This window comes from Pseudomonas sp. WMBT8, from assembly GCF_050916005.1.
GTDB lineage: Bacteria > Pseudomonadota > Gammaproteobacteria > Pseudomonadales > Pseudomonadaceae > Aquipseudomonas.
Window position 1 is genome coordinate 1,267,495 of sequence record NZ_CP188096.1, and the last position, 25,890, is coordinate 1,293,384.

Sequence of the window (25,890 nt, forward strand, 5' to 3'; positions counted from 1 at the left end):
TGGGGACAACGAACCAGATGGAATATTTAAAGACATGAGCGACCAACAACTCGATCAGGCCCTGCAACAGGAAGAAAACTCCTTGATCGCCCTGCGCAAGGAAAAGCTTGCTGCCGAGCGTGCCAAGGGTAACGCCTTCCCCAACGACTTCCGCCGCGAAAACTACTGCGATGCCTTGCAGAAGCAATACGCGGACAAGACCAAGGAAGAGCTGGCAGAAGCTGCGATCCCGGTCAAGGTGGCAGGTCGCATCATGCTCAACCGTGGCTCGTTCATGGTGATCCAGGACATGACCGGGCGCATCCAGGTCTACGTCAACCGCAAGACCCTCTCGGAAGAAACCCTGGCCTCGGTGAAAACCTGGGACATGGGCGACATCATTGCCGCCGAAGGCACCCTGGCCCGTTCCGGCAAAGGCGACCTGTACGTCGAAATGACCAACGTGCGCCTGCTGACCAAGTCGCTGCGCCCGCTGCCAGACAAGCACCACGGCCTGACCGACACCGAGCAGCGCTATCGCCAGCGCTACGTCGACCTGATCGTCAACGAAGAAGTGCGCCAGACGTTCCGCGTGCGCTCGCAAGTGATCGCGCACATCCGCAGCTTCCTGATGGCCCGTGACTTCCTCGAAGTCGAGACGCCGATGCTGCAGACCATTCCGGGCGGCGCGGCAGCCAAGCCGTTCGAAACCCACCACAATGCCCTGGACATGGAAATGTTCCTGCGTATCGCGCCAGAGCTGTACCTCAAGCGCCTGGTGGTCGGTGGTTTTGAAAAGGTGTTCGAGATCAACCGCAACTTCCGTAACGAAGGTGTCTCGACCCGTCACAACCCAGAATTCACCATGTTGGAGTTCTACCAGGCCTACGCCGACTACGAAGACAACATGGACCTGACCGAAGAACTGTTCCGCGAGCTGGCGCAACTGGTTCTCGGGACTACCGACGTGCCGTACGGCGACAAGGTGTTCCACTTCGGCGAGCCGTTCGTGCGCCTGTCGGTGTTCGATTCGATCCTCAAGTACAACCCCGAGCTGACCGCTGACGACCTGAACGACATCGACAAGGCTCGCGCCATTGCCAAGAAAGCCGGGGCCAAGGTCCTGGGCTTCGAAGGCCTGGGCAAGCTGCAGGTGATGATTTTCGAAGAACTGGTGGAGCACAAGCTGGAACAGCCGCACTTCATTACCCAGTACCCGTTCGAAGTGTCGCCGCTGGCCCGTCGCAACGACGACAACCCGAACGTCACCGACCGTTTCGAGCTGTTTATCGGTGGTCGCGAAATCGCCAACGCCTACTCCGAGCTTAACGACGCGGAAGACCAGGCCGAGCGTTTCATGGCCCAGGTGGCCGACAAGGACGCCGGTGACGATGAAGCCATGCACTACGACGCCGACTTTGTGCGGGCGCTGGAGTACGGCATGCCGCCAACGGCCGGTGAAGGTATCGGTATCGACCGCCTGGTGATGTTGTTGACCAACTCACCGTCGATCCGCGATGTCATCTTGTTCCCGCACATGCGGCCGCAAGCGTAACCTTAGCGAATCCCGAAGCCGCCTTTTATAAGGCGGCTTTTTTGTGTGGCCTGTACTAACGTCAAGCGTACGGCGCCAGACTTTTGTTGAGTGAGAGGACGATCTTTCGTGAAGCGCGTAATGGCTCAAGAAGGCGCCGCTGGCATCGCTGCCGCCGTGGCTGAAAGTGTTCAGTACCAGGGCCGCAAGGCCAGTCGCCAGGGCAGCGAACAGCGTCGCCAGGATATTCTCGACGCGGCCATGCGCATTGTCGTGCGCGATGGCGTGCGGGCGGTGCGCCATCGGGCGGTGGCGGCGGAGGCCGGTGTGCCGCTGTCGGCCACCACCTACTATTTCAAGGATATCGACGACCTGCTCACCGACACCTTTGCCCAGTATGTGGAGCGCAGTGCGGCGTTCATGGGCAAGTTGTGGGTGCGCAACGAAGGTTTACTGCGCGAGATGGTGGCCTACGGTGATGGCAGTGCCGAGTCGCGCTCGCAACTGGCCGATGATATTGCGCGGCTGACTGCCGATTACGTCCTGCGCCAACTGCTCAACCGGCGTGAGTACCTGATGGCCGAACAGGCCTTTCGCCAGGAAGCCTTGTTGAACCCGCGCCTGGGCGAACTGGTACGTTCTCACCAGCAGATTTTGTTGCAGGGCACTTGCCAGTTTTTCCAGGTGCTGGGCTCCCGCGAGCCGCAACAGGATGCCAAAGTGTTGACGGCGATTATCAGTCGGATGGAATATCAGGGCCTGCTGTTCGAGCCCGAGGCCCTGACTGGCGAAGAAATGCTCGAGATTCTCAAGCGTTACATGCACCTGGTACTGGCCTCGGTCTAGTCATGTGGGGGCCAGGCTGCCCAAAACAGCTGTGGAGTGATGGATGAAAACCTGGCGTGTGTTAGTGACCGCGATGGTGTCGCTGCTCCTGAGCGGCTGCCTGGTGACCTTCAAGGAGCCCCTGCCGGCCAGCGAGGCCGCACCTGACGCGCTGCTGGGCAAGTGGGCCAGCAGGAACGCCTGGGGCGAGCCGCTCGACCTGCAGATCAGCCGGGTGGGCCAGCATCGCTACAAGGCAGTGAGCACCTCGCAGACCCAGCCGATCAAGCGCGACGAGTATTTGTTCAGTGTGTCCCGCCACGGCAACCGCTGGTACCTGTCGGCGCCGCTGCCAAACAAGCTGGGCGGGCACTTTATCCTCGCCGGGTTTGAATTGAATGAGGCCCGCGAACTGGTGGTCTACAACCTCGATCCCGAGGCGATCAACCAGGCCATCACGCACAAAACCCTGAGTGGCAGCAGTGTCGAGACCGTCGAAGGGGACGGGACATTGATCGACAGCCCCATGAGCCAGGTCTTGGCTTACCTGGATGATCCGGCCAACGCCGATGTGTTTGTCGAAGCCGTACGCTATAAACATGTGGGCAAATAACGTTTAAAGAGGAAGCACCGGGTGGACGATTACCAGCAGACGATACGCACCTTGTCCGATCGCATTGTGCTGGCGCAAACACCGATTCGCGTCCTCGACGCCGTGAAGTGGGACGACAACATTCGCAAGGGCTTCCTCCAGGGCAAGGGCAAGCACATGCCGGCCGTGGACCGCGACTATTACCTGAACCGGCCATTGTCGTTCGACTCCAGCAAGGTGAAGCTGGAGTTCCAGAACATTGAGCGTGATATCACTCGCCAATTGGGCCAGTTCAACCCGGTCGGGCAGATCATGCGGCGTATGTGCAAGGAATACCGCATGGTGGTGCGCATGCTCGAAGCCCGTGGCACCGAGGATTTCGGCCTGATTTCCCAGGAACTCTACGGCGCGGCCTCCGATGCATTCCATGCCGGCGACCCGACCCTGGCCGACCTGGGCCTGATGCTCTCCGATTACCTGAACAATATCGACGGCCGTGGCGATCTCAAGGACGAAGCCAAGACCCTGACTGCCAAGGACGCCGTCAGCCTGCTGCAAAGCCGCCTGAACAAGGTGTTTGGCGAGGCCGAGGAAACCATCCGCGTATTTGAGTCCGATGGCATCGTCGCCGACGCGGCGGCGGGTGCCGACTACATCAAGATCCGCACCGATGCGATGTTCAACGAGCGCGATGTGCGGGCCCTGGAAGTCCACGAAGGGCTGGTCCATGTGGGCACCACCCTCAACGGCCAGAACCAGCCGATCTGCACCTTCCTGTCCAAGGGCCCACCGTCGTCGACCGTGACCCAGGAGGGCCTGGCGATCCTGATGGAGATCATCACCTTCGCCTCCTACCCCAGCCGCCTGCGCAAACTGACCAACCGCACCCGCGCGATCCATATGGTGGAAGAGGGCGCCGATTTCCTGCAGGTGTTCGAGTTCTTCCGCGAGCAGGGCTTTGAAATGGCCGAGAGCTACGGCAACGCCAGCCGGGTGTTTCGCGGCTCGACGCCGACGGGCCTGCCGTTTACCAAGGATCTGTCCTACCTCAAGGGCTTTATCATGGTCTACAACTACATCCAGCTGGCCGTGCGCAAGGGCAAGCTGGAGCAGGTGCCGCTGTTGTTCTGCGGCAAGACCACCCTGGAAGACATGCGCACCTTGCGCCAACTGGTGGACGAAGGCCTGGTGGTGCCGCCCAAGTACTTGCCGGAGCAGTTTCGCGATATGAACGCGTTGTCGGCGTGGATGTGCTTCTCCAACTTCCTCAATCACCTGAGCCTGGACCGGATCGAGGCGGACTACTCCAATATCCTCTGACCAAATCCCATCAACTGTAGGAGCTGGCTTGCCTGCGATCTCGGTCTGTCAGCCACCGGTGGAGTAACTGACAGCCAGCTCCCACAGTTTGTCTTCATTGATTATCAGGGTTGTGTCCCCACCCATTTACGAGGTTTCAACGGATGAGACTGCTCGGCATTCTATGCCTGCTCCTGACCCTCAACGGCTGCAGCTCGCTGCTGTTCTACCCCGAGCCCGGCCTGCCATTTACCCCGCAACAGGCGCGCCTGGAATACCGTGACGTCACCCTGACCACCGCCGATGGCCTCAAGCTGCGCGCCTGGTGGCTGCCGGCCAAGGCCGGTGTGCCGCTCAAGGGCACGGTGCTGCATTTGCACGGCAACGGGGGCAACCTGTCCGGGCACCTGGGGGGCAGTTGGTGGCTGCCGGCCCAGGGTTATCAAGTGCTGATGCTGGACTATCGCGGCTATGGCGTGTCCGAAGGCAAACCTTCGCTGCCGGCCATCTACCAGGACCTGGATGCGGCTTTCCAGTGGCTTGACCAGGCCCCCGAGACCCAGGGCCAGCCGTTGGTGGTGCTCGGCCAGAGCCTGGGCGGGGCATTGGCGGTGCATTACCTGGCGGCACATCCCGAGCGCCAGCCCCGGCTCAAGGCGCTGGTGTTGGATGGCGTGCCCGCCAGTTATCGTGATGTAGGGCAATTCGCCCTGAGCACTTCCTGGCTAACATGGCCGTTTCAGGTGCCGTTGTCGTGGCTGGTGCCGGACGCCGACAGCGCGATCCACGGCATGCCGCAGCTGACCGGCGTGCCGAAACTGCTGTTCCACAGTCTGGATGATCCGATCGTGCCGCTTTCCAACGGCATCCGTCTGTATCAAGCTGCGCCGCCGCCAAGGGTGCTGCAATTGACCCGCGGTGGGCATGTGCAGACTTTTGCCGACAAGACCTGGCAAACCGTGATGCTGCGTTATCTTGACGACCCGCAGCATTTCAATGGCCTGCGCCGCCTGGGGGAAATCCCCAATTACCCGGCGGCCGCCACTCCTAAAGTTGAATCATCAGAGAGCCCGCAATGAGCGAAGAACGCAACATGATCCCCCTGATCCTCACCGGTATCGGCACCATCATCGGCACCGTTGGCTGCCTGTGGTACTACGGCTACCTGCACTTCGCCAAGCCCGAGGACGCGTTGCTGCTCAGTGATTTCACCATGCTCAAGACGGTGCCCGGGGAGGACTATAAAGTCTCCCTGACCCCGGCTCCCCAGGTGGCGCAGTGCGTCGACGGTGTGCTGGTGCTGTTTGATACCGAGCAGAAAGGGTTGACCGGTGTACTGGTGAATAACAAGAAGCAGGCGGTGCGTTGCATGGGCCAGGAAACCCCGCAATTGCAGGAGTAAGCACGCTGGTAGTTTTTGGAACCATATTTTGTGTGAAGCCACTGATTGGGTTGTCAGCAGCGCTGACGAGCAACCCCCTTAATTATGTGGAGTATCGCTATGAGTATTGGTGGAGTAGGTGGTGGTAGCGGGTTCGGTAACTTCGGCGGCGCCGGCATGGGCGATTCCGGCAATATGGTCGGCAAGGGCGTCGAAGGGGGCCAGCAGCAGGGTGGTGCAGACCCGGAAGCGCTGAAGAAACTCCTGGCGCAACTGTTGGGCGGCGCGGGCGGTGCAGGCGGCTCCCAGGGCAGTGGCGCAAATGGTGGTGGCGAGGATGAGCAAGATCCTCTGCGCAAGCAGATGGATCGCGACGGCCAGCAAGGCATGCAGATGCCCCAAGAGAACACCAACTCAGTCAACTTCGGCTGATCCAAAGCCATCTGCCGCAGTTCTTCTACAAAAAAAGCCCTGCCTGGAATCCAGGCAGGGCTTTTTTAGCGGTGTACGTCAGTCGGTTACTGAACCGAAGAACGTGGCTTGACCGGCTGGTTGTCGTTGGAGATGGTCACTTCAACGCGACGGTTCATGGCGCGGCCCGAAACGCTGGCGTTATCGGCAACCGGGTATGCCTTGCCGTAGCCAGCAGTCACGATGCGGCTTGGGTTAACGCCCATCTTGATCAGTGCAACCTGCACCGAAGTAGCACGGCGCTCGGACAAGGTCTGGTTGTAGGCATCGCTGCCGGTGCTGTCGGTGTAGCCTTCGATAATGACTTTACGATCTGGGTTTTCCTGGAGGAATTGCGCCAGTTTGTTGATGTTCACCAGGCCGCTGGATTTCAGGTCGGCCTTGTTGGTGGCGAACAGCACATCACCAAAGGTCACCAGGGTCCCGCGTTCAGTCTGCTTGGCGTTCAAGCTGTTTTGCAGCTGCTTGATCTGCGCGTCGCGGGCTTCGAGCAGGGCGCGGGCACGTTCGTCGCCGGCGTTTTTCAGCTTGGCTTCGGACTCGCGCAGGGCGATGGTGTCCTTGGCCACTTCAACGCGCTGGTTGGTCAGGTAGGCCAGTTGGTCGACCTTCTTCTCGTCTTCCTTGTCGCGGTACGCCTTGTCGGCCTTGTCCAGCCATTCGCTGGCGTCCTTGGTTTCCAGGGCGGCGATTTTGGTCGCTTGTGGGTTGGCTTGCAGGGCCGAGAAGTTGGTCCGTGCGTTTTCCAGGTTCGCGTTAGGCGGGGTGGAGCAAGCCGCCAATGCAACGCTCATCGCCAGCAGGGCAGGGATCATCAATTGTTTACGCATAGTGGTGTCGTCCTTTCAATTCGATTTCGGGTGCGATGCAAACAAGGGCGCTGCTTACTTCTGCTGGATCACAGCAGGACGCATGCCTTCGTTACGCAGCTCCTGAACAGCCTTCTGGGAGTCCTTCAGCGCCAGGTCGGCCTTGGCAGCCTGGGCCTTGCGCTCTGCAACGCGAGCGTCCCACTCAGCCTGTTCGGCCAGACGACGGGCTTCGTCGTACTTCTTGTCGTGCATGGCCAGCTCGGCTTGCTTGAGCTTGTCCTGGGCAGCTTTCATTTCCACGGCAGCGTATTCGGTACCGCCAGCGCTTACAGCGCTGTTCACGGCCGATTGGGTCACCGCGTACTGCTCGGTCGGCGGGTTGCCGGCGCAGCCCGCGAGGACGAAGCTGGTGCCGATTGCCAACGCGGCCAATTTGAGCCCGCGCAGGTGGTTAAACGAGGATTTGGCAGTGCTGGTCTTCATCGTCTTCAACTCCATTGGATAACTCCAGAAAAACATCAAATCCATCTACGGTGTTCAGCGTCTGCGTTTTGGCGGTGAAGCTCAGTGTGCCTTTTCAAACGCCTGTTCCAAGTGATGGCTTACTGGCTGTGACCCGAGGCTTTTTTGAATAGTTCAGCCAAAGATGGCGATTTGCCCGAAAAAACATCTGAACAAATCTGACTGAGTGGTCAGTGTTTAAAAATCGGAACTTTTGCCATCCATAGCGGTATGCCGGGCCTATGAAAGGCCCGGTACGCTGGGGAATGGTTTTTTTCAGCGGATGTTTATCAGTGTTTCTGATCGTCAGGCGTGGCTGACATATCGTGCAGGTAGCGCCGTGACAACGACAGGAAGCGCGGTGTGGGGCCGACGTCTTCAGATGTTGGTTGAAAACCAAAATAGAGAATTATCAAAAGAGGTTTTTTGATAGTTTTTTACTATTGGTTGGTGTGCTGTATTGTGCTTATTCAGAATAATTGAATATGGCGGTTTCTATGCGGGCTTCGTGGCGTAGTGCTACTATTTTTCGGCATATCTTCTAGAGTTGAATGTGATTTTTTTTGAAGGATGTCTGCATCTACTATAAATGGAGTTATTGAGAGAGCCTATGTCTATAGTTCAAGTGGAAAAAGCACTTTGTAGTTTCGCGTCCCGTAAGTCTGGTTCGGCGATTGTGTTAAAGGGGGAGTGGGGTACCGGGAAGACATATTTTTGGAATAAAGTTGTTAAGGATAATTGGGCGTCTTTTTCTCGAAAAAAATACTCTTATGTATCATTGTTCGGTCTGGGCTCTTTAGGTGATCTTAAACGTTCTATTTTTGAAAATACCGTCGCGTGCTCTAACGCTGGAGAGGCTATTAGTAAAGAGTCAGTTATTGCGAACCTAAAAAACCTTGACTTGAGTGACGCCGCAAGCGGCGGGCGGAAATTATTTAACTTCGGCAAGGAGATAAAAATTCCTTTTGTTGGGAGCTTTGGTGGAGTTATCGATTCAATACAGTCCGCATTTATAAGGGATACAATTATCTGTATTGATGATTTTGAACGAAGGGGGACGGGTCTATCATCTCGTGATGTCCTTGGGTTGATATCTAATTTAGTTGAGTCAAAAAGTTGCTCGGTTATTTTAATTTTAAATGACGGATCACTAAGCAAGAATGATGAGTTTTTTAGTTTTAGTGAGAAGGTTTTTGATTATGAAGTGACTTTTAATCCTTCAGTGCAGGAGTCGGTCAAGCTTGTTTTTGATTCTGTGGGAGAAGCTCGTAATGTGTTGTCTGAAAATGCGATAAAATTAAATATAAATAACATACGATTGCTGAAAAAGATTGGTTTCTTTGCATCTGTGCTTGATGGGGCGTTAAAAGATGCTCATCCTAGAGTGCTTCAGCAAGCTCACAGCACTTTGCCTCTTGCGGTGTATGCTGTGTATGGTGGCGACAGGTGTGAAGTTGATATTGATTTTATTTTAAATTATCAGGGCAGTCTGCTCTCTTATATGCCGGATAATCCTAATGCATCTGCGGAAGAGGCAGAAAGTAAACGGGTTGAGAGGGAGAAAAGCGTTTATCTTGATGAGTACGGCTTTGGGAAGTGTGATGAATTTGATGTGGCAATAATTGATCTCATAAAGAAAGGTTACGCAGATGAAGGTTCTTTAGGGCTCCTTGTCGAAGCTTTAGAAAAAAAGATAAAGCATGATGCAGATATTGCTCTTCTTGGGCAGGCTTGGGATTTGTTTCATTCGTCTTTCGGGGATAATGAGGAGGAGGTGCTTGATGCATTTGAGCAAGCTATTTCTAAAGCATTACAATATTTTACTGTAAGTGATTTGGATTCTGTTGCATCTATTTATTGTGATTTAGGTCGAGAGGACTTAATTAACTCAGTAATTGATGATTACTGTTCTAATGCCCTTCCTGCTAAGGGTGTCCGGGAAAAAGATGAAATTTATCCTTGGCCGAGCAATGCTTATTTGGCGATGAAACTTGATCAGTATTTTGACAGCTTAGCGGTGAAAGGAAGTTTAGCTGATCTGGTTCTCGCAGTCGTTCAAGGTTCAGGCTTTCCAGATGGGGATTTAAGAAGAGGGATAGCCCAAAAAGACGATGATGAATTTTATGAGTATTTTAGTAGTTTAAATAGTAAGAATTTTACGCGGCATGCTAGGGCTTTATTAAAATGTGGTGAGGTTCGTTCGCCCGAAAAGGATATTACGGATGATTTCAGGACTATTTTTATGAAAACTTACGGTGCTTTGTTAAGGCTTTCAGAGCTCACGCCGTTGAATAAGACTCGTATGAGTAAGTTTCGTAATTACGATGATGTTTATAAAGGGTTTAAATAGTGTGGTGAGGATGTGGGGGGGATAAACACCGAAGCACACAAAAGGTTTAGTTGAAATTGTTTTCATCGTTTTATGGAGTGTTTTGTCACTCGGGTTAAAGATGTCAGACGCCGTCTCGGCGTCTGAGTGTTCCGAATTACTGCAGTGAAAGTATTTGTTTGAATTGCTGCCTTACCTTGCTGTACGGCCAGTTCGCTCTATCTCGATGTTTATCTTCATTTGCGGAGTCTAATATTTTTAATAGTGCCTCATGTAAGCATGTGAAAAGAGTTTTTGCTGTATTGGTTTCTACGCCCAAGAATCGTTCAGTTGGAAGAGGGTTTTGGCAGTTGGCTGATTTTATAAATGACCATTCGTAAGGGTTGACGAAGCTCCCGATTTCATCTGTCGAAAGCATGTTCGGATGTAGTTTTAAATTCATAAGGGAAGGTGTGTTCGGATCGATAATGATTCTTGGGTAAATACCTTTGGATTCTAATTCATATGCCCTGTTCATTGCTGGGCCAAAAACTATATCGTTCTCGTGGTGCAGTTTGCCAATTGTTACGCCTGCTCGCAAGAGAAAGCCCATCAAAGCACAGCCAACAAATGTATTTGATAGTCCGTAAATAATATTGGGTAATGATTCTTCACTATATGGAATGCTCAATACGCAGCAATCCGAAAAAGATGTGGTTCTTATACCGGCTGAGCTACTTGCTTCCGCGGCTTCTAAAATCTGCTCGCTTTTTAGTATTTTTGGAATTAACGCTAAATGTCCAATTTTTTGTGGATCATCTCCCGCATTGCGAACGTGGCTTTTCCAGCCCAGTACGTCAAAAAATACCACAATCCTTTCTTCGTAAGATATCGGCGATAAAAGGTTTTCAATGTCCATTTTAGTCCTTTGCTATGAGGTTAACTTCCAATTAGGTCCCTTGTCAGTCATATAGTAGATGAGGTTGGCGGGACAAAAATCTTAAAATAGAAAATTCTATTTCAGATTTTACTGTCTTCTGATTTTTTATTGAATATTGCCAAGGCGAGTCTGTTCTCAGCGTCTACATATGCAGGTGTTCTCCCAGCGTCTGCATATACCTCTTCACCTTCCTCGACGCGGATCACTTGGGTTCCCTTGACGTAAGGGATTGCCCGTTCCGCTTCCTGTATAGCCGCCGATAGTAGGCCTTCGGTGACGACAGCTTCTGACAGCTCGTAAGCCTCAGCCAACGCTTTGATTTTCACAAGATCACGCTGGTGGATGGAGAGGGTGTACTCGACTTGCTCGCTGTCTTCGTGAGCCTTAGCTTCCCAAGTGCTTAACATCTGCTCAAACGTTTTCATGACGACCTTCTATATAAGGAGGGGAATGGCGAAATTGCTCAACTGAAAGCTGCGGTAGCTACGTATGGCTGGAGATACAAAGTTCGTGAATTTGGCCCCGTTTCACGATTTTCTCTATTGTGTGCCCCACATCTTCATACAACGGGTCACCCTCTTCATCAGTGGCAACCACATGCTGGCCCCGGATATAGGGAAAGCTGGCTTCCAGCTCTTCCAGGGCGGCGCCGATCAACTCGCCGAGCAATTCCTCGGTGCTGCGCTTGGGGTACATCTCGCGGATGGCCGCCAGCCGTGCGGCGGCCTCGACATCCAGGTGGATGGCATATTCGGTCTTGGTCAGGCGACCCTTGGCGGTTTCTTCCCATTGCTGGGCCAGTTCTCGGATTTTCATGGCAACCTCAGTGATGCCCAGGGTAGCGGGCGGTGATGAGTGACCGGTCGCGGCGTGGATAACGCGACGACGTATCCTTGAGACTAGCTGCAACCGCCAAGGTTTAAAGTTCCTTGTAAGAGCAAGGCTTGATCGGCACTCTTAAAGATCAAAGCGTCCCGGATTCCTGGCTGGAGATTGGCTGATGAGCGATATCGATGCACGTTTGCGTGAAGATGTTCACCTGCTGGGTGAACTGTTGGGCAACACGATTCGAGAACAGTACGGTGATGAGTTCCTCGCCAAAATCGAGCAGATCCGCAAGGGCGCCAAGGCCGATCGCCGGGGCGGGGCAACCGAGGCGGCAGCTGGCGAAGAGCTCAGCGCCAGCCTCAACCAGTTGCAGGAAGACGAGCTGTTGCCGGTGGCACGTGCGTTCAACCAGTTCCTCAACCTGGCTAATATCGCCGAGCAGTACCAACTGATTCACCGGCGCGATGAATCCCAGCCCGCCCCGTTCGAGTCGCGGGTACTGCCCGAGCTGCTGGCGCGCCTGCAGAGTGAGGGCCATAGCAGCGAATCCCTGGCCCGGCAGTTGGCGCGGCTGGAGATCGAACTGGTGCTCACCGCCCACCCTACCGAAGTTGCGCGCCGCACCCTGATCCAGAAATATGACGCCATCGCCGCCCAACTGGCGTTGCAGGATCACCGTGACTTGACCAGCGCCGAGCGCGAGCAGATTCGCCAGCGCTTGCAACGGCTGATCGCCGAAGCCTGGCACACCGAAGAAATCCGCCGCACCCGGCCCACCCCGGTGGACGAGGCCAAGTGGGGCTTTGCGGTGATCGAGCATTCGCTGTGGCACGCCATCCCCAACTACCTGCGCAAGGCCGATCACGCCTTGCACGCCGCGACCGGCCTGCGCCTGCCCCTGGAGGCGGCACCGATCCGCTTTGCCTCATGGATGGGCGGTGACCGTGACGGCAACCCCAACGTGACGGCGCCCGTGACCCGCGAAGTATTGCTGCTGGCGCGCTGGATGGCTGCAGACCTGTATCTGCGTGATATCGATCACCTGGCATCCGAGCTGTCGATGCAGCAGGCCAGCCCCGAGTTGCAGGCCAAGGTCGGCGAGAGCGTCGAACCTTATCGGGCCTTGCTCAAGCAACTGCGCGAACGCCTGCGCGCCACCCGCAATTGGGCGCACGCGGCGTTGACCGCCAGCCTCCCGGCGCCGGCTGATGTGCTGCAAAACAATCGCGACCTGCTGGAGCCGCTGGAGCTGTGCTACCAGTCCCTGCACGCCTGCGGCATGGGCGTGATTGCCGACGGCCCGCTGCTCGATTGCCTACGCCGTGCGGTAACGTTCGGCCTGTTCCTGGTGCGCCTGGATGTGCGCCAGGACTCCAGCCGTCACTCGGCGGCGATGACCGAGATCACCGACTACCTGGGCCTGGGCCGCTATGAGGATTGGGACGAAGACGCGCGCATCACCTTCCTGATGAAGGAGTTGGCCAACCGTCGCCCATTGTTGCCAGGCTATTTCAAGCCGTCGGCCGACACCGCCGAAGTGCTCAATACCTGTAAGGAAATTGCCGCCGCGCCAGCCGCATCCCTGGGTTCCTACGTCATCTCCATGGCGGGTGCGGCATCCGATGTGCTGGCGGTGCAGCTGCTGCTCAAGGAGTCCGGGGTGCAGCGGCCGATGCGTGTGGTGCCGCTGTTCGAGACCCTGGCCGACCTGGACAACGCCGGCCCGGTAATCGAGCGCCTGTTGCTGCTACCGGGCTATCGCGCGCGCCTGCAAGGCCCGCAGGAAGTGATGATCGGCTATTCGGACTCGGCCAAGGACGCCGGCACTACCGCTGCGGCCTGGGCGCAGTACCGGGCCCAGGAACGGCTGGTGGATATCTGCCGCGAGCAGCAGGTGGAACTGTTGTTGTTCCATGGTCGTGGCGGCACCGTTGGCCGTGGCGGTGGCCCGGCCCACGCGGCGATCCTGTCGCAGCCACCGGGCTCGGTAGCCGGGCGTTTTCGCACCACCGAGCAGGGCGAGATGATTCGCTTCAAGTTCGGCTTGCCGGATATCGCCGAGCAGAACCTCAATCTGTATCTGGCCGCAGTGCTGGAGGCGACCTTATTGCCACCGCCGCCCCCGGAGCCGGCCTGGCGGCATTTGATGGACGAATTGGCCGCCGATGGCGTCAGCGCCTATCGCGCGGTAGTGCGGGAAAATCCGCAGTTCGTCGAGTACTTCCGCCAGTCCACGCCCGAGCAGGAACTGGGCCGCTTGCCCCTGGGCAGTCGCCCGGCCAAACGCCGTGCTGGGGGCATCGAAAGCCTGCGTGCGATCCCGTGGATTTTCGGCTGGACCCAGACGCGCCTGATGTTGCCGGCCTGGCTGGGCTGGGAAGCGGCATTGAGCAAGGCCCTGGAGCGGGGCGAAGGCGAGTTGCTGGGGCAGATGCGTGAGCAATGGCCGTTCTTCCGTACGCGCATCGACATGCTGGAAATGGTCCTGGCCAAGGCCGACGCCGATATCGCCCGCCTGTATGACGAGCGTCTGGTGCAGCCGGACCTGCTGCCATTGGGTGCGCATTTACGCGACCTATTGTCGCAGGCGTGTGCCGTGGTGCTTGGCCTGACCGGGCAGTCGCAACTGCTGGCCCACAGTCCCGACACCCTGGAGTTCATCCGCCTGCGCAACACCTACCTTGACCCATTGCACCTGCTGCAGGCCGAGTTGTTGGCGCGGTCCCGCCAGCAGGAAGCGACACAGGACAGCCCTCTGGAACAGGCGCTGCTGGTGTCCGTGGCCGGTATTGCCGCCGGGCTGCGTAATACCGGCTGACATTTGTCGCGTGTTCTCAAGGGCTTGCACGCAAAACCGCCGGTTGACCCGAAAGGGCTCTGCCGGCGGTTTTGGGTTTGGGTTGCACCAAGGGATACCGCGACCAAAAGGCTTGTGTGGGGCGGGTTCTTCCGACTTTTGGCGGCTTGTGTGGTTAGGGCTCGCTGTGTATCTTGATCAGCCTTTGGCCGTTTGGGCGGCCTGGATTCGTATTTTTACGAGCATATTCTACGAGATTGGCCCCACGCGGCGAATCCGAGCGTCATCTCTATAAAAAATTGAGGAGCACATCGATGCGCGTCATTCTGCTGGGAGCTCCCGGGGCCGGTAAAGGTACTCAGGCAAAGTTCATCACTGAAAAGTTCGGCATTCCACAAATCTCCACTGGCGACATGCTGCGCGCCGCCGTCAAGGCCGGTACCGAGCTGGGCCTGATCGCCAAGAGCGTGATGGACAGCGGTGGCCTGGTCTCCGACGACCTGATCATCAACCTGGTCAAGGAACGCATCAGCCAGGAAGACTGCAAGAACGGTTTCCTGTTCGACGGTTTCCCACGCACCATTCCCCAGGCCGAAGCCCTGGTGAAGGCCGGCGTCGAGTTGGATGCCGTGGTCGAAATCGCCGTTGAAGACGAAGAGATCGTCCAGCGTATCGCCGGTCGCCGTGTTCACGAAGCCTCGGGCCGCGTCTACCACATCGTCTACAACCCGCCAAAAGTGGCTGGCAAGGATGATGTAACCGGTGACGACCTGGTGCAGCGCAAGGACGATACCGAAGAAACCGTGCGTCATCGCCTGTCGGTCTACCACTCCCAGACCAAGCCGCTGGTGGACTTCTACCAGAAGCTGTCGGCTGCCCAGGGCAAACCGAAATACAGCCACATCCCGGGCGTTGGCTCGGTGGAAGCCATCACCGCCAAGGTGCTGGAAGCGCTGAACTGATCTGACGATCGGCGTGATGTTCAACGGCCCGCTTGCGGGCCGTTGTTGTTTATACTGGCGCACTTTTTTTCGATTTGGACACCCACACCGATGAGCACCCTGCTGGCCCTGGACACCGCGACTGAAGCTTGCTCCGTTGCCCTGCTGCATAACGGCAAGGTCACGAGCCACTATGAGGTGATCCCGCGCCTGCACGCGCAAAAGCTGCTGCCGATGATCAAGCAGTTATTGCTCGATGCCGGCACCACCTTGTCGGCGGTGGACGCCATCGCCTTTGGCCGTGGCCCGGGCGCGTTCACCGGCGTGCGCATCGCCATCGGCGTGGTGCAGGGCCTGGCGTTTGCCCTGGAACGGCCAGTATTGCCGGTGTCCAACCTGGCCGTGCTGGCCCAGCGCGCCCTGCGTGAGCACGGCGCGGCCCAGGTCGCGGCAGCCATCGATGCGCGGATGGATGAGGTCTACTGGGGTTGCTACCGCGAGACCGCAGGCGAAATGCGCCTGGTCGGCGTTGAAGCCGTGCAGCCGCCCGAGGCCGCCGCGTTGCCGGCCGATGCCAGTGGCGACTGGTTTGGTGCCGGTACCGGTTGGGGGTATGGCCAGCGGATCGCCGTGCCCACGATGGGCCAGGATGCCGCGATGCTGCCCCATGCCGAAGACCTGCTGGCCCTGGCGCGTTTTGCCTGGGAACGCGGCGAGGCGATTCCCGCCGACCAGGCCGCCCCGGTGTACCTGCGCGATAAAGTGGCGCAGACCAAGGCCGAACGCGGGCTCTAGGCTTATTGCGGTTAGCCTCTAATGTGGGAGCTGTCGAGCCTCAGCGAGGCTGCGATAGCGGTGTGTCAGGTGCCATGAATAGTGGCAGTGTCGCCGCCATCGCAGCCTCGCTGGGGCTCGACAGCTTCCACCGTTGATCGCAGGCAATTGGCGCCAATCGTCAGAATTTGCCCGCGGTTTTAAACCTTTGCCCGTTTATGTGTTCTAGTTATCACCAGAGCATTTGCGCGCCAAGGAAAGTGCCGCTAAATTGCCATCATTGATCACGGATCTGCATGCATGCGTATAGACGGCTTTTCCTCCCAGTCCTACCCCCTCAAGCGCAAGCCACGCAAGGCGAACGTGAAGGTAGACGAGTCCGTCGAAGAATCCCCCGATTTTATTGAAATCCAGCCCGAAACCTCCCAGAGCGCAGCGGTTTCCGCTCGTGCCCAAGGTGCCAGCGGTGCGCGTATCGGCGGCGTTCCGGCCCGCCAGCAAGACATGGTCTTCCCGCGCTCCATGAGCAAGAACGTCGCCACGGCCCTGGCCAGCTACCTGACCACAGCAGGCTTTGTCGAATGGGATATGGAAGTGCTGGGTCTCGATATCCACATCTGATGTTGCTGCCTTATTTCCTCGGTTGCCCGTCCTGGAGTGAAAGCGCCTGGCGCGAGTACCTGTATCCGCAAGACGCCCGCACCACAGATTTTCTCGGGCTGTATTGCCAGGTGTTCAATGCCTGCGAAGGCAACACCACGTTCTATGCGCGGCCCTCCGTCGCGACTGTGCAGCGCTGGGCCGAGATCATGCCCGCGCACTTTCGCTTTACCGCCAAGTTTCCCGGTGATATCAGCCACAGCGCTGACCTGCGCGAACAGTTGCCCGCCGCCGAAAGCTTCCTCGGTTTGATGAGCCCGCTGGGCGAGCGGGTTTCGCCACTGTGGCTGCAACTACCGGCCAGCTTCACCCCGCAGCGGCTGGGGGAACTGGCAGGGTTTATCGACGGCCTGGAGCGGCCATTGGCGGTGGAGGTGCGTCACCGCGAGTTCTTCGCCAAAGGCGATGCCGAGCGCAGCCTCAACCGCCTGCTGCGTGACCGTGGTGTCGAGCGGATCTGCCTGGATCCTCGGGCGCTGTTCAGTTGCACGTCCACCTCGGCGGCGGTACTCCACGCCCAATCGAAAAAGCCCAAGGTACCGCCCCGGCCTGCGGCGTTGACCCAGTTTCCCCAGGTGCGTTTTATCGGCCACCCGGACCTGGAAGCCAACGATCCGTTCCTGGTGCCGTGGGTTGAAAAGGTCGCTGGCTGGATCGAGGAGGGCCGCACGCCCTATGTGTTCCTGCACACCTCGGACAACCGCCTGGCGGCCCAATTGGCCATGCGTTTTCATCAGCAATTGATGGTGCGATTGCCTGGGTTGCCGGCGTTGGCGCAGTTGCATCGGGAGCCCGCTGTGGAGCAACTGGGGTTACTCTAGGGTTCTTTTATGCCTGGAGTCAGTCATGGATGCCCAAACCCTTCGCGCCGAATCCTTTCGAGCCCTGCACGAGCGTGACCGTGCATTCGTGATGCCCAACCCGTGGGACGCCGGTTCCGCCAAGATGCTCGCCAGCCTCGGCTTTGAAGCCCTGGCCACTACCAGCGCGGGTTTTGCCTTCAGTCTGGGGCGTCCGGATGCCGAAGGTGCGCTGTCGCTGGAGGACACTTTGGGCAACGCCGGGATGATCGTTCAGGCCACCGCGCTGCCGGTGGCGGCGGACCTGGAAAACGGCTTCAGCGATACGCCTCAAGGTTGTGCCCAGAGCCTGTTGCGGGCCGCCGCTACCGGCATCGTCGGCGGTTCTATCGAAGACGCTACGGGGATTGCGGTCGACCCGATCTACCCCTTTGATCTATCTGTTGAGCGCATCGAGGCTGCCGTCGCTGCGGCGCGCAGCTTGCCATTCCCCTTCATGCTGACGGCCCGTGCGGAAAACCTCCTGCATGGTCGCCTGGATTTTCCCGACACTATTCGCCGTTTGCAGGCCTACGCCGAAGCGGGCGCCGACGTGTTGTATGCTCCGGGCCTGCGCAGTGCTGAGGAAGTACTGGCGGTGGTGCGGGCGGTGGCGCCAAAACCGGTGAATGTGCTGATGTCCGGTGGCCTCACGCTCTCGGTGGCGCAACTGAGCGAGATGGGCGTCAAGCGCATCAGCGTCGGCTCGGCCATGGCCCTGGCGGCCTACGGGGAGTTCTTCAGGGCCGCGCGGGAGGTTCAGGAACTGGGAACCTTCACCTTTACCGAGCGCTCGATGCCGTTCAGCCAGGCAAATCAGTTGTTCAAAGGTTGAGTCGTGGCTTTTTTCAAAGTGTTGGGTGTGTTGCTGCTACTTGCGGGCGGCCTACTCGTAGGCATCTGGCGCGGCTGGGTGCCGTTGCCCGCCGAATGGAACCCCTGGGCGCCCTTGGATGTGCGCGCCGTGCCCAACCTGCTGACGCGGTTCAAACTCGGACGGTTGCAGGATGATCCGGCACTGTGCGACCAGGTGCTGAAAAGCTCCGGGCTGCGGGTCAGCCATCAGGCGGACAGTCCCGCTGATGCGGCTTGCCCACTGCGCAATACCCTGCGGGTGCAGGGCGCGCAGGTGGGTTTGAGTAGCAGCTTTCTCGCCAGTTGCCCCTTGGCGGTGGCGTTTGCTCTGTTCGAGCGCCACAGCTTGCAGCCGGCCGCCCAGGCGGTGTTTGGCCAGGCGGTGACGCGGGTCGATCACCTGGGCAGTTTTGCCTGCCGCAATATGTATGGGCGTGCCGAAGGGCGGCTCAGCCAGCACGCCTCGGCCAATGCCCTGGATATCGCCGGGTTTCGCCTGGCGGATGGGCGCAGTATCAATGTGCTGAAGGATTGGCCTGGAGAGGGCGCCAACGCGCGCTTTTTGCGTCAGGTGCGCGACCGTGCGTGCAAAGATTTCAACGTGGTCTTGAGCCCGGACTACAACGCTGCCCATCGCAACCATTTCCATCTGGACATGGGGCGTTGGTGGGTGTGCCGCTAAGGGTCAGGCCGCCAGGCGCAGGTTGTTGAGGATCAGTGGGCGGGCCCAGCCGCAATCGAAGTCCAGGGCCTTTTGCTGCTGCACCAGTTCTTCATTCGGATACGGTTCGGCCGCCGCTGGCAGCAGGTCCAGTTCGAACTCGGCAATCGGCAGGAACAGCGGCTTGGGTTGTGGCGCCGGGCCTGGCTCGGGCAGTGGCTGGCCAGCGGTCAGGACGATCGGGCGTACCCAGCCGCTCTCGAAGTTCTGCTGGCGTTGCTGGGCGACGATTTCATCATCCGGGAACGGCACGGCCGCGGGTGGCAGCAGGTCCAGCTCGAATTCGGCAATCGGCAGGAACAGCGGTTCAGGCGGGGCGACCTCGGTGTCCTGGACGTCGCAATGACGTTGGGTAACGATTTGGGTCAGCAGGTCGCTGCCGGCGCTGGGTTCGATCGAGGTATCCACCGGCACCGGATCTGCGGCCAGCTGCGCACCTGGCACCTGGCCAAGTTGCTCGGCCAACGCCCGGGCGAAGAAGTCCTGCCACACATGACTGACGCCGGCCAGCGCTTGGGTATTGCGCAGGCCGAAGTGGTTGTGGGTCGGCAGGACACCGGTGAATAGGGAATGAATGTCTGACATTTCTCTCGGTCGACGCTCAGGGTCTGGCAAAATGCCTGATCCTTTTTTATCGGCCGCTTTTTGCCGATCCTTAATATTTTTGAGCGTAGTAAACGATGAGCGAACAACCCGCGGCCAGCCGCATTCGGGTCGAGGCCTTGGCCGAAGGTTTCCAGGCCCATGCCCAGTATTGGGCCGAGCAGCTCGGCCTGCCGTTGCAGCTGGCGGATGCCGATTTTGCCCTGCAAGTGGGTGAGCACGGCCTGCAACTGCAACAGCTGGGCGCCGATGCGCCTGGGCCGGTGCGGGTGGACTTTGTCGAGGGCGGCGCGGCCCATCGCCGGCTTTACGGTGGTGGCAGCGGGCAGATGATCGCCAAGGCGGTGGGCGTGTCTCAAGGTGTGCGCCCCCGGGTGCTGGATGCCACGGCGGGCCTGGGCAAGGATGCGTTCGTGCTGGCCAGCCTGGGCTGTGAGATGAGCCTGATCGAGCGGCAACCGTTGATTGGTGCCTTGCTCGAAGATGGTCTGGCGCGTGGGGCCGATGATTTTGAAGTGGCGCCCATCGTTGGGCGGATGATCCTGCTCAAGGGCAACTCCATCGAGCTGATGCGTAACTGGGAAGGTGAGCCGCCGCAGGTGATCTACCTGGACCCGATGTTTCCCCATCGTGAGAAAACCGCCTTGGTGAAGAAAGAAATGCGCCTGTTTCGCCCGCTGGTGGGCGACGATCCTGATGCCCCGGCGTTGCTGGCGGCGGCCTTGGCCCTGGCCAGCCACCGGGTGGTGGTCAAGCGCCCGCGCAAGGCGCCGTGCATTGACGGGCCCAAGCCGAGCCACGCGCTGGACGGCAAATCCAGCCGGTACGATATTTACCCTAAAAAAGCGCTCAAGGCCTGAGGGCCCCGTCGCCGGCAAGCCGGCTCCTACAATAAACGCAATCACCTGTAGGAGCCGGCTTGCCGGCGATGGCGTCAGATCGATCAACGACTGTTCAAGGTCGATACGCCCGCATAAACAACCCCACCACTTCCTGCACATGCTCTTCGGCGGCCGCTTCGCTCAAGCGGTCGCCGCAGCCATACAGCAAGCAGAAGTTCGCCGTGCCCTTGAGCAGGCAAAAGAAGTGTTCGGCTGCGGTAAACGGCTTGTCGATGCTCAGCGCACCGCTCTGATTGATCTTGCCCAGCAAGCGCTCCATCCCCTGCAGCATCCGCATGGGGCCGGCTTCGAAGAAAATCTGCGACAGCTTCGGATCCTGATTGCCCGACGTCATCATCAAACGGTGCAGGTTCACCGACTCCTCACTGTTGATCAGCAGGTGAAAGCCCCGGGCGATGTTGAGCAGCACCTTCTCCACCGGCACACCGTCGGGCAGCTCGAAATACATGACCGGCAGTTGCGCTTCGCACTTGGCCTCGACGGCGGCGGTGAATAGCGTTTCTTTGTCGGTGAAGTGGCTGTAGACCGTCAGTTTCGACACGCCAGCCTCAAGGGCGACGGCATCCATGCTGGTACTCGCATAACCGTTGCTCAAAAACAGGATTTTCGCCGCGTCGAGGATTGCCTGGCGTTTTGCCATGTCCTTGGGGCGCCCAGGGCTATTGGTGTTTACAGGATTGTCGGACATTTTCACTTTAATACTGGACTGGTGAGTTTGGTATTAATAACATACCGGCCAGTATAATTATTCCAAGCACCATTTGCGAAAGGTCCTTCAGCATGCGCAGCATCTTCCTGCACCTCGCGTTGCCTGCCAGCCTTGCTCTTTTACTGGCTGCCTGCGGCCATGAAGAAGCGGCCCAAACCACCGTCCGCCCGGCCATGGTGGTGCAGCCACAACCCTCTGCGTTGGCAATGGACAGTTATCCAGGCGAGGTGCGTGCCCGGTATGAACCGGACCTGGCCTTTCGCATCGGCGGCAAAGTCAGCCGCCGCCTGGTGGAGGAGGGCGAGCGCGTCAAGGCCAACCAGCCGCTGGCGGAGCTCGATCCCCAGGATGTGCGCCTGCAACTGCAGGCTACCCGTGCCCAAGTCACGGCGGCCGAGGCCAACCTGAGCCTGGTGCGGGCCGAGCGTGATCGCTACAAGACCCTGATGGACCGTCAGATGGTCAGCCGCTCCCAGTACGATAATTCCGAAAACCTCTACCGCGCAGGCGTCGCCCGCTTGCAGCAGATCAAGGCAGAATTCGACGTGGCCAACAACCAGGCTGGCTATGCCGTGTTGCGCGCGCCCCAGGACGGGGTGGTGGCCAAGCGTGCGGTGGAAGTCGGGCAAGTGGTGTCTGCGGGGCAGACCGTGTTCACCCTGGCTACCGATGGCGAGCGTGAAGTGTTGATCAGCTTCCCGGAGCAAAGCTTCGGCCGCTTCAAGGTCGGCCAGCCGGTCTCCGTGGAACTGTGGAGCCAGCCCGACCAGCGTTTCGAGGGGCGTATTCGCGAGCTGTCGCCGGCAGCCGATCCCAAGTCACGCACCTTCGCCGCCCGCGTCGCCTTCAACGCCGGCAAAGTCCCGGCCGAGCTGGGGCAGAGTGCGCGGGTTTTCATCCAGGCTGACGGCGTGGTTCCGTTGTCGGTGCCGCTGTCTGCCCTCAGCGCAGAGAACGGTGCGTCCTACGTCTGGTTGGTCAAGCCGGATAACACCCTCAAGCGCACAGCGGTGCGCATCGGCGCCTTCGGCGAAAAAAGCGTGCCGGTGCTCGAAGGCCTGACCCCCTCCGACTGGGTGATTGCCGCCGGTGTGCATGTGCTCCATGAGGGCCAGCAAGTACGCCCGGTGGATCGCTCCAACCGGGTGGTGAATCTGGCGGCCAACAAGGAGTAGTCCCCGATGGGTTTCAATCTTTCCGAATGGGCGTTGCGTAATCGCCAGATCGTACTGTTCCTGATGCTGCTGCTGGCCGTTGTCGGTACGTTGTCCTACACCAAGCTGGGGCAAAGTGAAGACCCGCCGTTCACCTTCAAAGCCATGGTGATCAAGACTAACTGGCCAGGCGCCACGGCCCAGGAAGTCTCGCGCCAGGTCACCGAGCGTATTGAAAAGAAACTGATGGAAACCGGCGAGTACGAGCGCATCGTCTCGTTCTCCCGCCCGGGCGAATCCCAGGTCACGTTTATGGCGCGGGACTCGATGCACTCGGCGCAGATTCCCGACCTGTGGTACCAGGTGCGCAAGAAGATCAGCGATATCCGCCAGACCCTGCCCCCGGATATCCAGGGCCCGTTCTTCAACGATGAATTCGGCACCACCTTTGGCAATATCTATGCCCTGACCGGCGAGGGTTTTGACTACGCCGTGCTCAAGGACTACGCCGACCGCATCCAGATCCAGCTGCAACGGGTGCCGGATGTGGGCAAGGTCGAGCTGCTGGGGTTGCAGGACGAGAAGATCTGGATCGAGCTATCCAACCTCAAGCTCGCCACCCTCGGCCTGCCCCTGGCGGCGGTGCAACAGGCGTTGCAGGAGCAGAACGCGGTGTCCACCGCCGGCTTCTTTGAAACCCCGAGCGAGCGCGTGCAACTGCGGGTGTCGGGTAACTTCAAGGCGGTGGAGGAAATCCGCGATTTCCCGATCCGCGTGGGCGGCCGCACCTTCCGCATTGGCGACGTGGCCGAGATCCACCGTGGCTTCAACGACCCGCCCGCGCCGCGTATGCGCTACATGGGTGACGATGCGATCGGCCTGGCCGTGGCCATGCGCGATGGCGGTGACATCCTGGTACTGGGCAAGGCCCTTGAGGGCGAATTCGCACGCTTGCAGAAGAACCTCCCGGCAGGCATGGAGCTGCGCAAGGTGTCGGACCAGCCCGCTGCGGTGAAGACCAGCGTGGGCGAATTCGTCCAGGTGCTGGCCGAAGCATTGGCGATTGTATTGCTGGTGAGTTTCTTCTCCCTCGGCGTGCGTACCGGCATGGTGGTGGCCCTGGCGATTCCGTTGGTGTTGGCCATGACCTTTGCCTGCATGTATTACCTGGGGATCGGCCTGCACAAGATCTCCCTGGGTGCCTTGGTATTGGCTTTGGGCCTGCTGGTGGACGACGCGATCATCGCCGTGGAAATGATGGCGATCAAAATGGAGCAGGGCTACGACCGTCTCAAGGCCGCCAGTTTCGCCTGGACCAGTACGGCGTTTCCGATGCTTACCGGTACGTTGATCACCGCAGCCGGCTTCTTGCCGATTGCCACCGCGCAATCGAGTACCGGTGAGTACACCCGCTCGATCTTCCAGGTGGTGACCATCGCGCTGCTGGCCTCGTGGGTTGCCGCCGTGGTGTTTGTGCCGTACCTGGGGGAAAAACTCCTGCCGGACTTGGCGAAGATTCATGCGGCCAAGCACGGCACTGATGGCCCGGATCCTTACGGCACGCCGTTCTATCAGCGCGTAAGGCGCTGGGTGGAATGGTGCGTGCGCCGGCGCAAAACCGTGATTGTACTGACCGTGCTGCTGTTTATCGGCTCGGTGGCGCTGTTCCGCTTTGTCCCGCAACAGTTCTTCCCGGCGTCCGGGCGCCTGGAGCTGATGGTCGACCTGAAACTGGCGGAAGGCGCCTCGCTGAGCAACACCGCCGATCAGGTCAAGCGTCTCGAAGGCTTGCTCAAGGCGCATGGGGGGATCGAAAACTACGTGGCCTATGTCGGCACCGGTTCACCGCGCTTCTACCTGCCGTTGGACCAGCAGTTGCCGGCGGCCAGCTTTGCCCAGTTCGTGGTGCTGGCCAAGACCATCGAGGAGCGCGAAACCCTGCGCACCTGGTTGATCGAAACCCTCAACGAGCAATTCCCCGACCTGCGTTCGCGGGTCACCCGCCTGGAGAACGGCCCGCCGGTTGGCTACCCTGTGCAGTTTCGCGTGACTGGCGAGTACATCGAAGAAGTGCGGGCCCTGGCGCGCAAGGTCGCGGCCAAGGTGCGGGAAAACCCCCACGTGGTGAATGTGCATCTGGACTGGGAAGAACCGAGCAAGATCGTCTACCTCAATGTCGACCAGGACCGCGCCCGCGCCTTGGGGGTGAGCACGGCCAACCTGTCGAAATTTCTCCAGAGCTCCCTGACCGGTTCCAGCGTCAGCCAGTACCGGGAGGACAACGAGTTGATCGAAATTCTCCTGCGCGGCACCGTGCATGAGCGCACCGAGTTGTCGCTGCTGCCGAGCCTGGCGGTGCCGACCGACAACGGCACCAGCGTGGCGCTGTCGCAGATCGCCACCCTGGAGTATGGCTTCGAGGAAGGCATTATCTGGCATCGCAACCGCCTGCCCACGGTGACCGTACGCGCCGATATCTACGGCAAGGAGCAACCGGCGACCCTGGTCCAGCAGATCCTGCCGACCCTGGCCCAGGTGCGGGCCGAACTGCCGGACGGTTACCTGTTGGACGTGGGAGGTACCGTCGAAGACTCCGCCCGTGGCCAGAACTCGGTGAAGGCCGGCGTGCCGCTGTTCATCGTGGTGGTGCTGACCTTGCTGATGCTGCAACTGCGCAGCTTCTCGCGCACGGCCATGGTGTTTCTTACCGCGCCCCTGGGGCTGATTGGCGTGACGCTGTTCCTGCTGGTGTTCCGCCAGCCGTTTGGCTTTGTGGCCATGCTTGGGACCATCGCGTTGTCGGGGATGATCATGCGTAACTCGGTGATCCTGGTGGATCAGATCGAGCAGGACATCAAGGCGGGCCTGGAGCCGTGGCAGGCGATTATCGAAGCCACCGTACGGCGCTTCCGCCCGATTGTGCTGACGGCGCTGGCGGCAGTGCTGGCGATGATCCCGCTGTCGCGCAGCGTGTTCTTCGGGCCAATGGCGGTGGCGATCATGGGCGGCTTGATCGTGGCCACGGCCCTGACCTTGCTGTTTTTGCCGGCGTTGTATGCGGCGTGGTTCCGGGTCCAGCCTAAGTCGGCATAAACCTGCGTAAAGCGGCTACACGGTTCAGGAACTGTTTCTTGCGTGCCTGCCACTCAGGGGTTACCTGGGTTGCAGGTGCCTTTTCCTGACAACGAAGTTGCTACAGGAAGAGGTTTAATTAGACGTGAGGAATGACCTATGGGCTTGTTTGCGATGGGTGGTATAGGTATTGGTATCGGCGTGATGCCGATGATGGCGTTCAAAATGGGCAAAAAGCGCAACAAGTGCAAGCCCCCCTGCAAGCCTACGCCATGGCAGCCGACGCTGCCGCGGCCTTGCGCGAGTAACGTCAAGTTCGAAGGTAAAATCACCTACGGCTGATAACGCCCCTGGTGCAGTAACACAAACGCCCCGATTTTTCGGGGCGTTTGT

General features: G+C 58.9%; 26 protein-coding genes and 1 pseudogene. 19 read left to right on the forward strand and 8 right to left on the reverse strand.

Features of this window, described 5'->3' with window-relative positions; all coding sequences use genetic code 11:
- Positions 1-34 precede the first annotated feature (34 nt).
- From lysS to ACO77H_RS05525, 7 genes are all read left to right on the forward strand, one after another.
- The gene (gene lysS / locus ACO77H_RS05495; RefSeq protein ID WP_170042944.1) at positions 35-1,534 is read left to right on the forward strand and encodes a lysine--tRNA ligase; all 1,500 of its coding nucleotides are present in this window, start codon (positions 35-37) and stop codon (positions 1,532-1,534) included.
- Between the two features lie 108 nt (positions 1,535-1,642).
- Positions 1,643-2,359 (forward strand): TetR/AcrR family transcriptional regulator, encoded by a 717-nt coding sequence (locus ACO77H_RS05500; RefSeq protein ID WP_029300174.1) that lies wholly within the window; start codon positions 1,643-1,645, stop codon positions 2,357-2,359.
- Positions 2,360-2,402: 43 nt separating this feature from the next.
- On the forward strand, positions 2,403-2,951 hold the full coding sequence (locus tag ACO77H_RS05505) for a hypothetical protein (RefSeq protein ID WP_170042943.1): 549 nt from the start codon (positions 2,403-2,405) through the stop codon (positions 2,949-2,951).
- A 21-nt stretch (positions 2,952-2,972) separates the two neighbouring features.
- The gene (locus tag ACO77H_RS05510) at positions 2,973-4,250 is read left to right on the forward strand and encodes a flavohemoglobin expression-modulating QEGLA motif protein (protein ID WP_169955704.1); all 1,278 of its coding nucleotides are present in this window, start codon (positions 2,973-2,975) and stop codon (positions 4,248-4,250) included.
- A 143-nt stretch (positions 4,251-4,393) separates the two neighbouring features.
- Entirely contained in the window at positions 4,394-5,308 is a 915-nt protein-coding gene (locus ACO77H_RS05515) for an alpha/beta hydrolase (protein WP_170058318.1), read from the forward strand.
- The gene (locus tag ACO77H_RS05520) at positions 5,305-5,631 is read left to right on the forward strand and encodes a hypothetical protein (RefSeq protein ID WP_032858203.1); all 327 of its coding nucleotides are present in this window, start codon (positions 5,305-5,307) and stop codon (positions 5,629-5,631) included. Before ACO77H_RS05515 ends, ACO77H_RS05520 begins: the two co-directional genes overlap by 4 nt.
- 99 nt (positions 5,632-5,730) lie before the next feature.
- Positions 5,731-6,042 carry a hypothetical protein gene (locus tag ACO77H_RS05525; protein ID WP_169955706.1) on the forward strand — a complete coding sequence of 104 codons (312 nt, stop codon included), beginning with the start codon at positions 5,731-5,733 and terminating at the stop codon, positions 6,040-6,042.
- Positions 6,043-6,128: 86 nt separating this feature from the next.
- Here ACO77H_RS05525 and ACO77H_RS05530 read toward each other — a convergent pair whose 3' ends face one another.
- The 3 genes and pseudogenes from ACO77H_RS05530 to ACO77H_RS05540 form a co-directional block, all read right to left on the reverse strand.
- Positions 6,129-6,911 (reverse strand): OmpA family protein, encoded by a 783-nt coding sequence (locus ACO77H_RS05530; RefSeq protein WP_169955707.1) that lies wholly within the window; start codon positions 6,909-6,911, stop codon positions 6,129-6,131.
- A 54-nt stretch (positions 6,912-6,965) separates the two neighbouring features.
- Entirely contained in the window at positions 6,966-7,391 is a 426-nt protein-coding gene (locus ACO77H_RS05535; RefSeq protein ID WP_029300159.1) for a DUF4398 domain-containing protein, read from the reverse strand.
- A gap of 293 nt (positions 7,392-7,684) precedes the next feature.
- Positions 7,685-7,783 (reverse strand): annotated as a pseudogene (locus ACO77H_RS05540) (pilin assembly protein); the annotation flags it as partial.
- Positions 7,784-8,004: 221 nt separating this feature from the next.
- Here ACO77H_RS05540 and ACO77H_RS05545 point away from each other — a divergent pair.
- Positions 8,005-9,744: a P-loop NTPase fold protein gene (locus ACO77H_RS05545; protein WP_432755127.1), complete on the forward strand. Its 1,740-nt coding sequence runs from the start codon at positions 8,005-8,007 to the stop codon at positions 9,742-9,744.
- Positions 9,745-9,880: 136 nt separating this feature from the next.
- Here ACO77H_RS05545 and ACO77H_RS05550 read toward each other — a convergent pair whose 3' ends face one another.
- The 3 genes from ACO77H_RS05550 to ACO77H_RS05560 all read right to left on the reverse strand — a co-directional run bounded on the left by ACO77H_RS05550 (position 9,881) and on the right by ACO77H_RS05560 (position 11,458).
- Positions 9,881-10,621 (reverse strand): hypothetical protein, encoded by a 741-nt coding sequence (locus ACO77H_RS05550; RefSeq protein ID WP_432755128.1) that lies wholly within the window; start codon positions 10,619-10,621, stop codon positions 9,881-9,883.
- Positions 10,622-10,722: 101 nt separating this feature from the next.
- On the reverse strand, positions 10,723-11,067 hold the full coding sequence (locus tag ACO77H_RS05555) for a hypothetical protein (protein ID WP_174394823.1): 345 nt from the start codon (positions 11,065-11,067) through the stop codon (positions 10,723-10,725).
- Between the two features lie 58 nt (positions 11,068-11,125).
- Positions 11,126-11,458 (reverse strand): hypothetical protein, encoded by a 333-nt coding sequence (locus ACO77H_RS05560; RefSeq protein ID WP_432755129.1) that lies wholly within the window; start codon positions 11,456-11,458, stop codon positions 11,126-11,128.
- 184 nt (positions 11,459-11,642) lie between these two features.
- On the opposite strand from ACO77H_RS05560, the gene ppc reads away from it, so the two are divergent.
- The 7 genes from ppc (at position 11,643) to ACO77H_RS05595 (ending at position 19,018) form a co-directional block, all read left to right on the forward strand.
- Complete coding sequence (ppc, locus tag ACO77H_RS05565; protein ID WP_170058320.1) at positions 11,643-14,288, forward strand: phosphoenolpyruvate carboxylase; 2,646 nt, start codon at positions 11,643-11,645, stop codon at positions 14,286-14,288.
- A gap of 293 nt (positions 14,289-14,581) precedes the next feature.
- Positions 14,582-15,229 carry an adenylate kinase gene (adk, locus tag ACO77H_RS05570; protein WP_169955709.1) on the forward strand — a complete coding sequence of 216 codons (648 nt, stop codon included), beginning with the start codon at positions 14,582-14,584 and terminating at the stop codon, positions 15,227-15,229.
- Between the two features lie 90 nt (positions 15,230-15,319).
- Complete coding sequence (gene tsaB / locus ACO77H_RS05575; protein ID WP_432755130.1) at positions 15,320-16,003, forward strand: tRNA (adenosine(37)-N6)-threonylcarbamoyltransferase complex dimerization subunit type 1 TsaB; 684 nt, start codon at positions 15,320-15,322, stop codon at positions 16,001-16,003.
- A 279-nt stretch (positions 16,004-16,282) separates the two neighbouring features.
- The gene (locus ACO77H_RS05580; RefSeq protein ID WP_432755131.1) at positions 16,283-16,603 is read left to right on the forward strand and encodes a hypothetical protein; all 321 of its coding nucleotides are present in this window, start codon (positions 16,283-16,285) and stop codon (positions 16,601-16,603) included.
- Positions 16,603-17,463 (forward strand): DUF72 domain-containing protein, encoded by an 861-nt coding sequence (locus tag ACO77H_RS05585; protein WP_432755132.1) that lies wholly within the window; start codon positions 16,603-16,605, stop codon positions 17,461-17,463. Before ACO77H_RS05580 ends, ACO77H_RS05585 begins: the two co-directional genes overlap by 1 nt.
- 25 nt (positions 17,464-17,488) lie before the next feature.
- Positions 17,489-18,316: an isocitrate lyase/PEP mutase family protein gene (locus tag ACO77H_RS05590; RefSeq protein ID WP_432755133.1), complete on the forward strand. Its 828-nt coding sequence runs from the start codon at positions 17,489-17,491 to the stop codon at positions 18,314-18,316.
- A 3-nt stretch (positions 18,317-18,319) separates the two neighbouring features.
- Positions 18,320-19,018 carry an extensin family protein gene (locus ACO77H_RS05595; RefSeq protein ID WP_432755134.1) on the forward strand — a complete coding sequence of 233 codons (699 nt, stop codon included), beginning with the start codon at positions 18,320-18,322 and terminating at the stop codon, positions 19,016-19,018.
- A gap of 3 nt (positions 19,019-19,021) precedes the next feature.
- Here ACO77H_RS05595 and ACO77H_RS05600 read toward each other — a convergent pair whose 3' ends face one another.
- Positions 19,022-19,642: an energy transducer TonB gene (locus ACO77H_RS05600; RefSeq protein WP_432755135.1), complete on the reverse strand. Its 621-nt coding sequence runs from the start codon at positions 19,640-19,642 to the stop codon at positions 19,022-19,024.
- A gap of 95 nt (positions 19,643-19,737) precedes the next feature.
- On the opposite strand from ACO77H_RS05600, the gene ACO77H_RS05605 reads away from it, so the two are divergent.
- Positions 19,738-20,520 carry a class I SAM-dependent methyltransferase gene (locus tag ACO77H_RS05605; protein ID WP_432755136.1) on the forward strand — a complete coding sequence of 261 codons (783 nt, stop codon included), beginning with the start codon at positions 19,738-19,740 and terminating at the stop codon, positions 20,518-20,520.
- 94 nt (positions 20,521-20,614) lie between these two features.
- Here ACO77H_RS05605 and ACO77H_RS05610 read toward each other — a convergent pair whose 3' ends face one another.
- Entirely contained in the window at positions 20,615-21,250 is a 636-nt protein-coding gene (locus ACO77H_RS05610; RefSeq protein WP_169955717.1) for a TetR/AcrR family transcriptional regulator, read from the reverse strand.
- Between the two features lie 92 nt (positions 21,251-21,342).
- On the opposite strand from ACO77H_RS05610, the gene ACO77H_RS05615 reads away from it, so the two are divergent.
- The 3 genes from ACO77H_RS05615 (at position 21,343) to ACO77H_RS05625 (ending at position 25,839) form a co-directional block, all read left to right on the forward strand.
- Positions 21,343-22,446 (forward strand): efflux RND transporter periplasmic adaptor subunit, encoded by a 1,104-nt coding sequence (locus ACO77H_RS05615; RefSeq protein ID WP_170042934.1) that lies wholly within the window; start codon positions 21,343-21,345, stop codon positions 22,444-22,446.
- Between the two features lie 6 nt (positions 22,447-22,452).
- The gene (locus ACO77H_RS05620) at positions 22,453-25,518 is read left to right on the forward strand and encodes an efflux RND transporter permease subunit (protein WP_432755137.1); all 3,066 of its coding nucleotides are present in this window, start codon (positions 22,453-22,455) and stop codon (positions 25,516-25,518) included.
- A gap of 138 nt (positions 25,519-25,656) precedes the next feature.
- On the forward strand, positions 25,657-25,839 hold the full coding sequence (locus ACO77H_RS05625) for a hypothetical protein (RefSeq protein ID WP_169955720.1): 183 nt from the start codon (positions 25,657-25,659) through the stop codon (positions 25,837-25,839).
- The last annotated feature ends 51 nt before the right edge of the window (positions 25,840-25,890 follow it).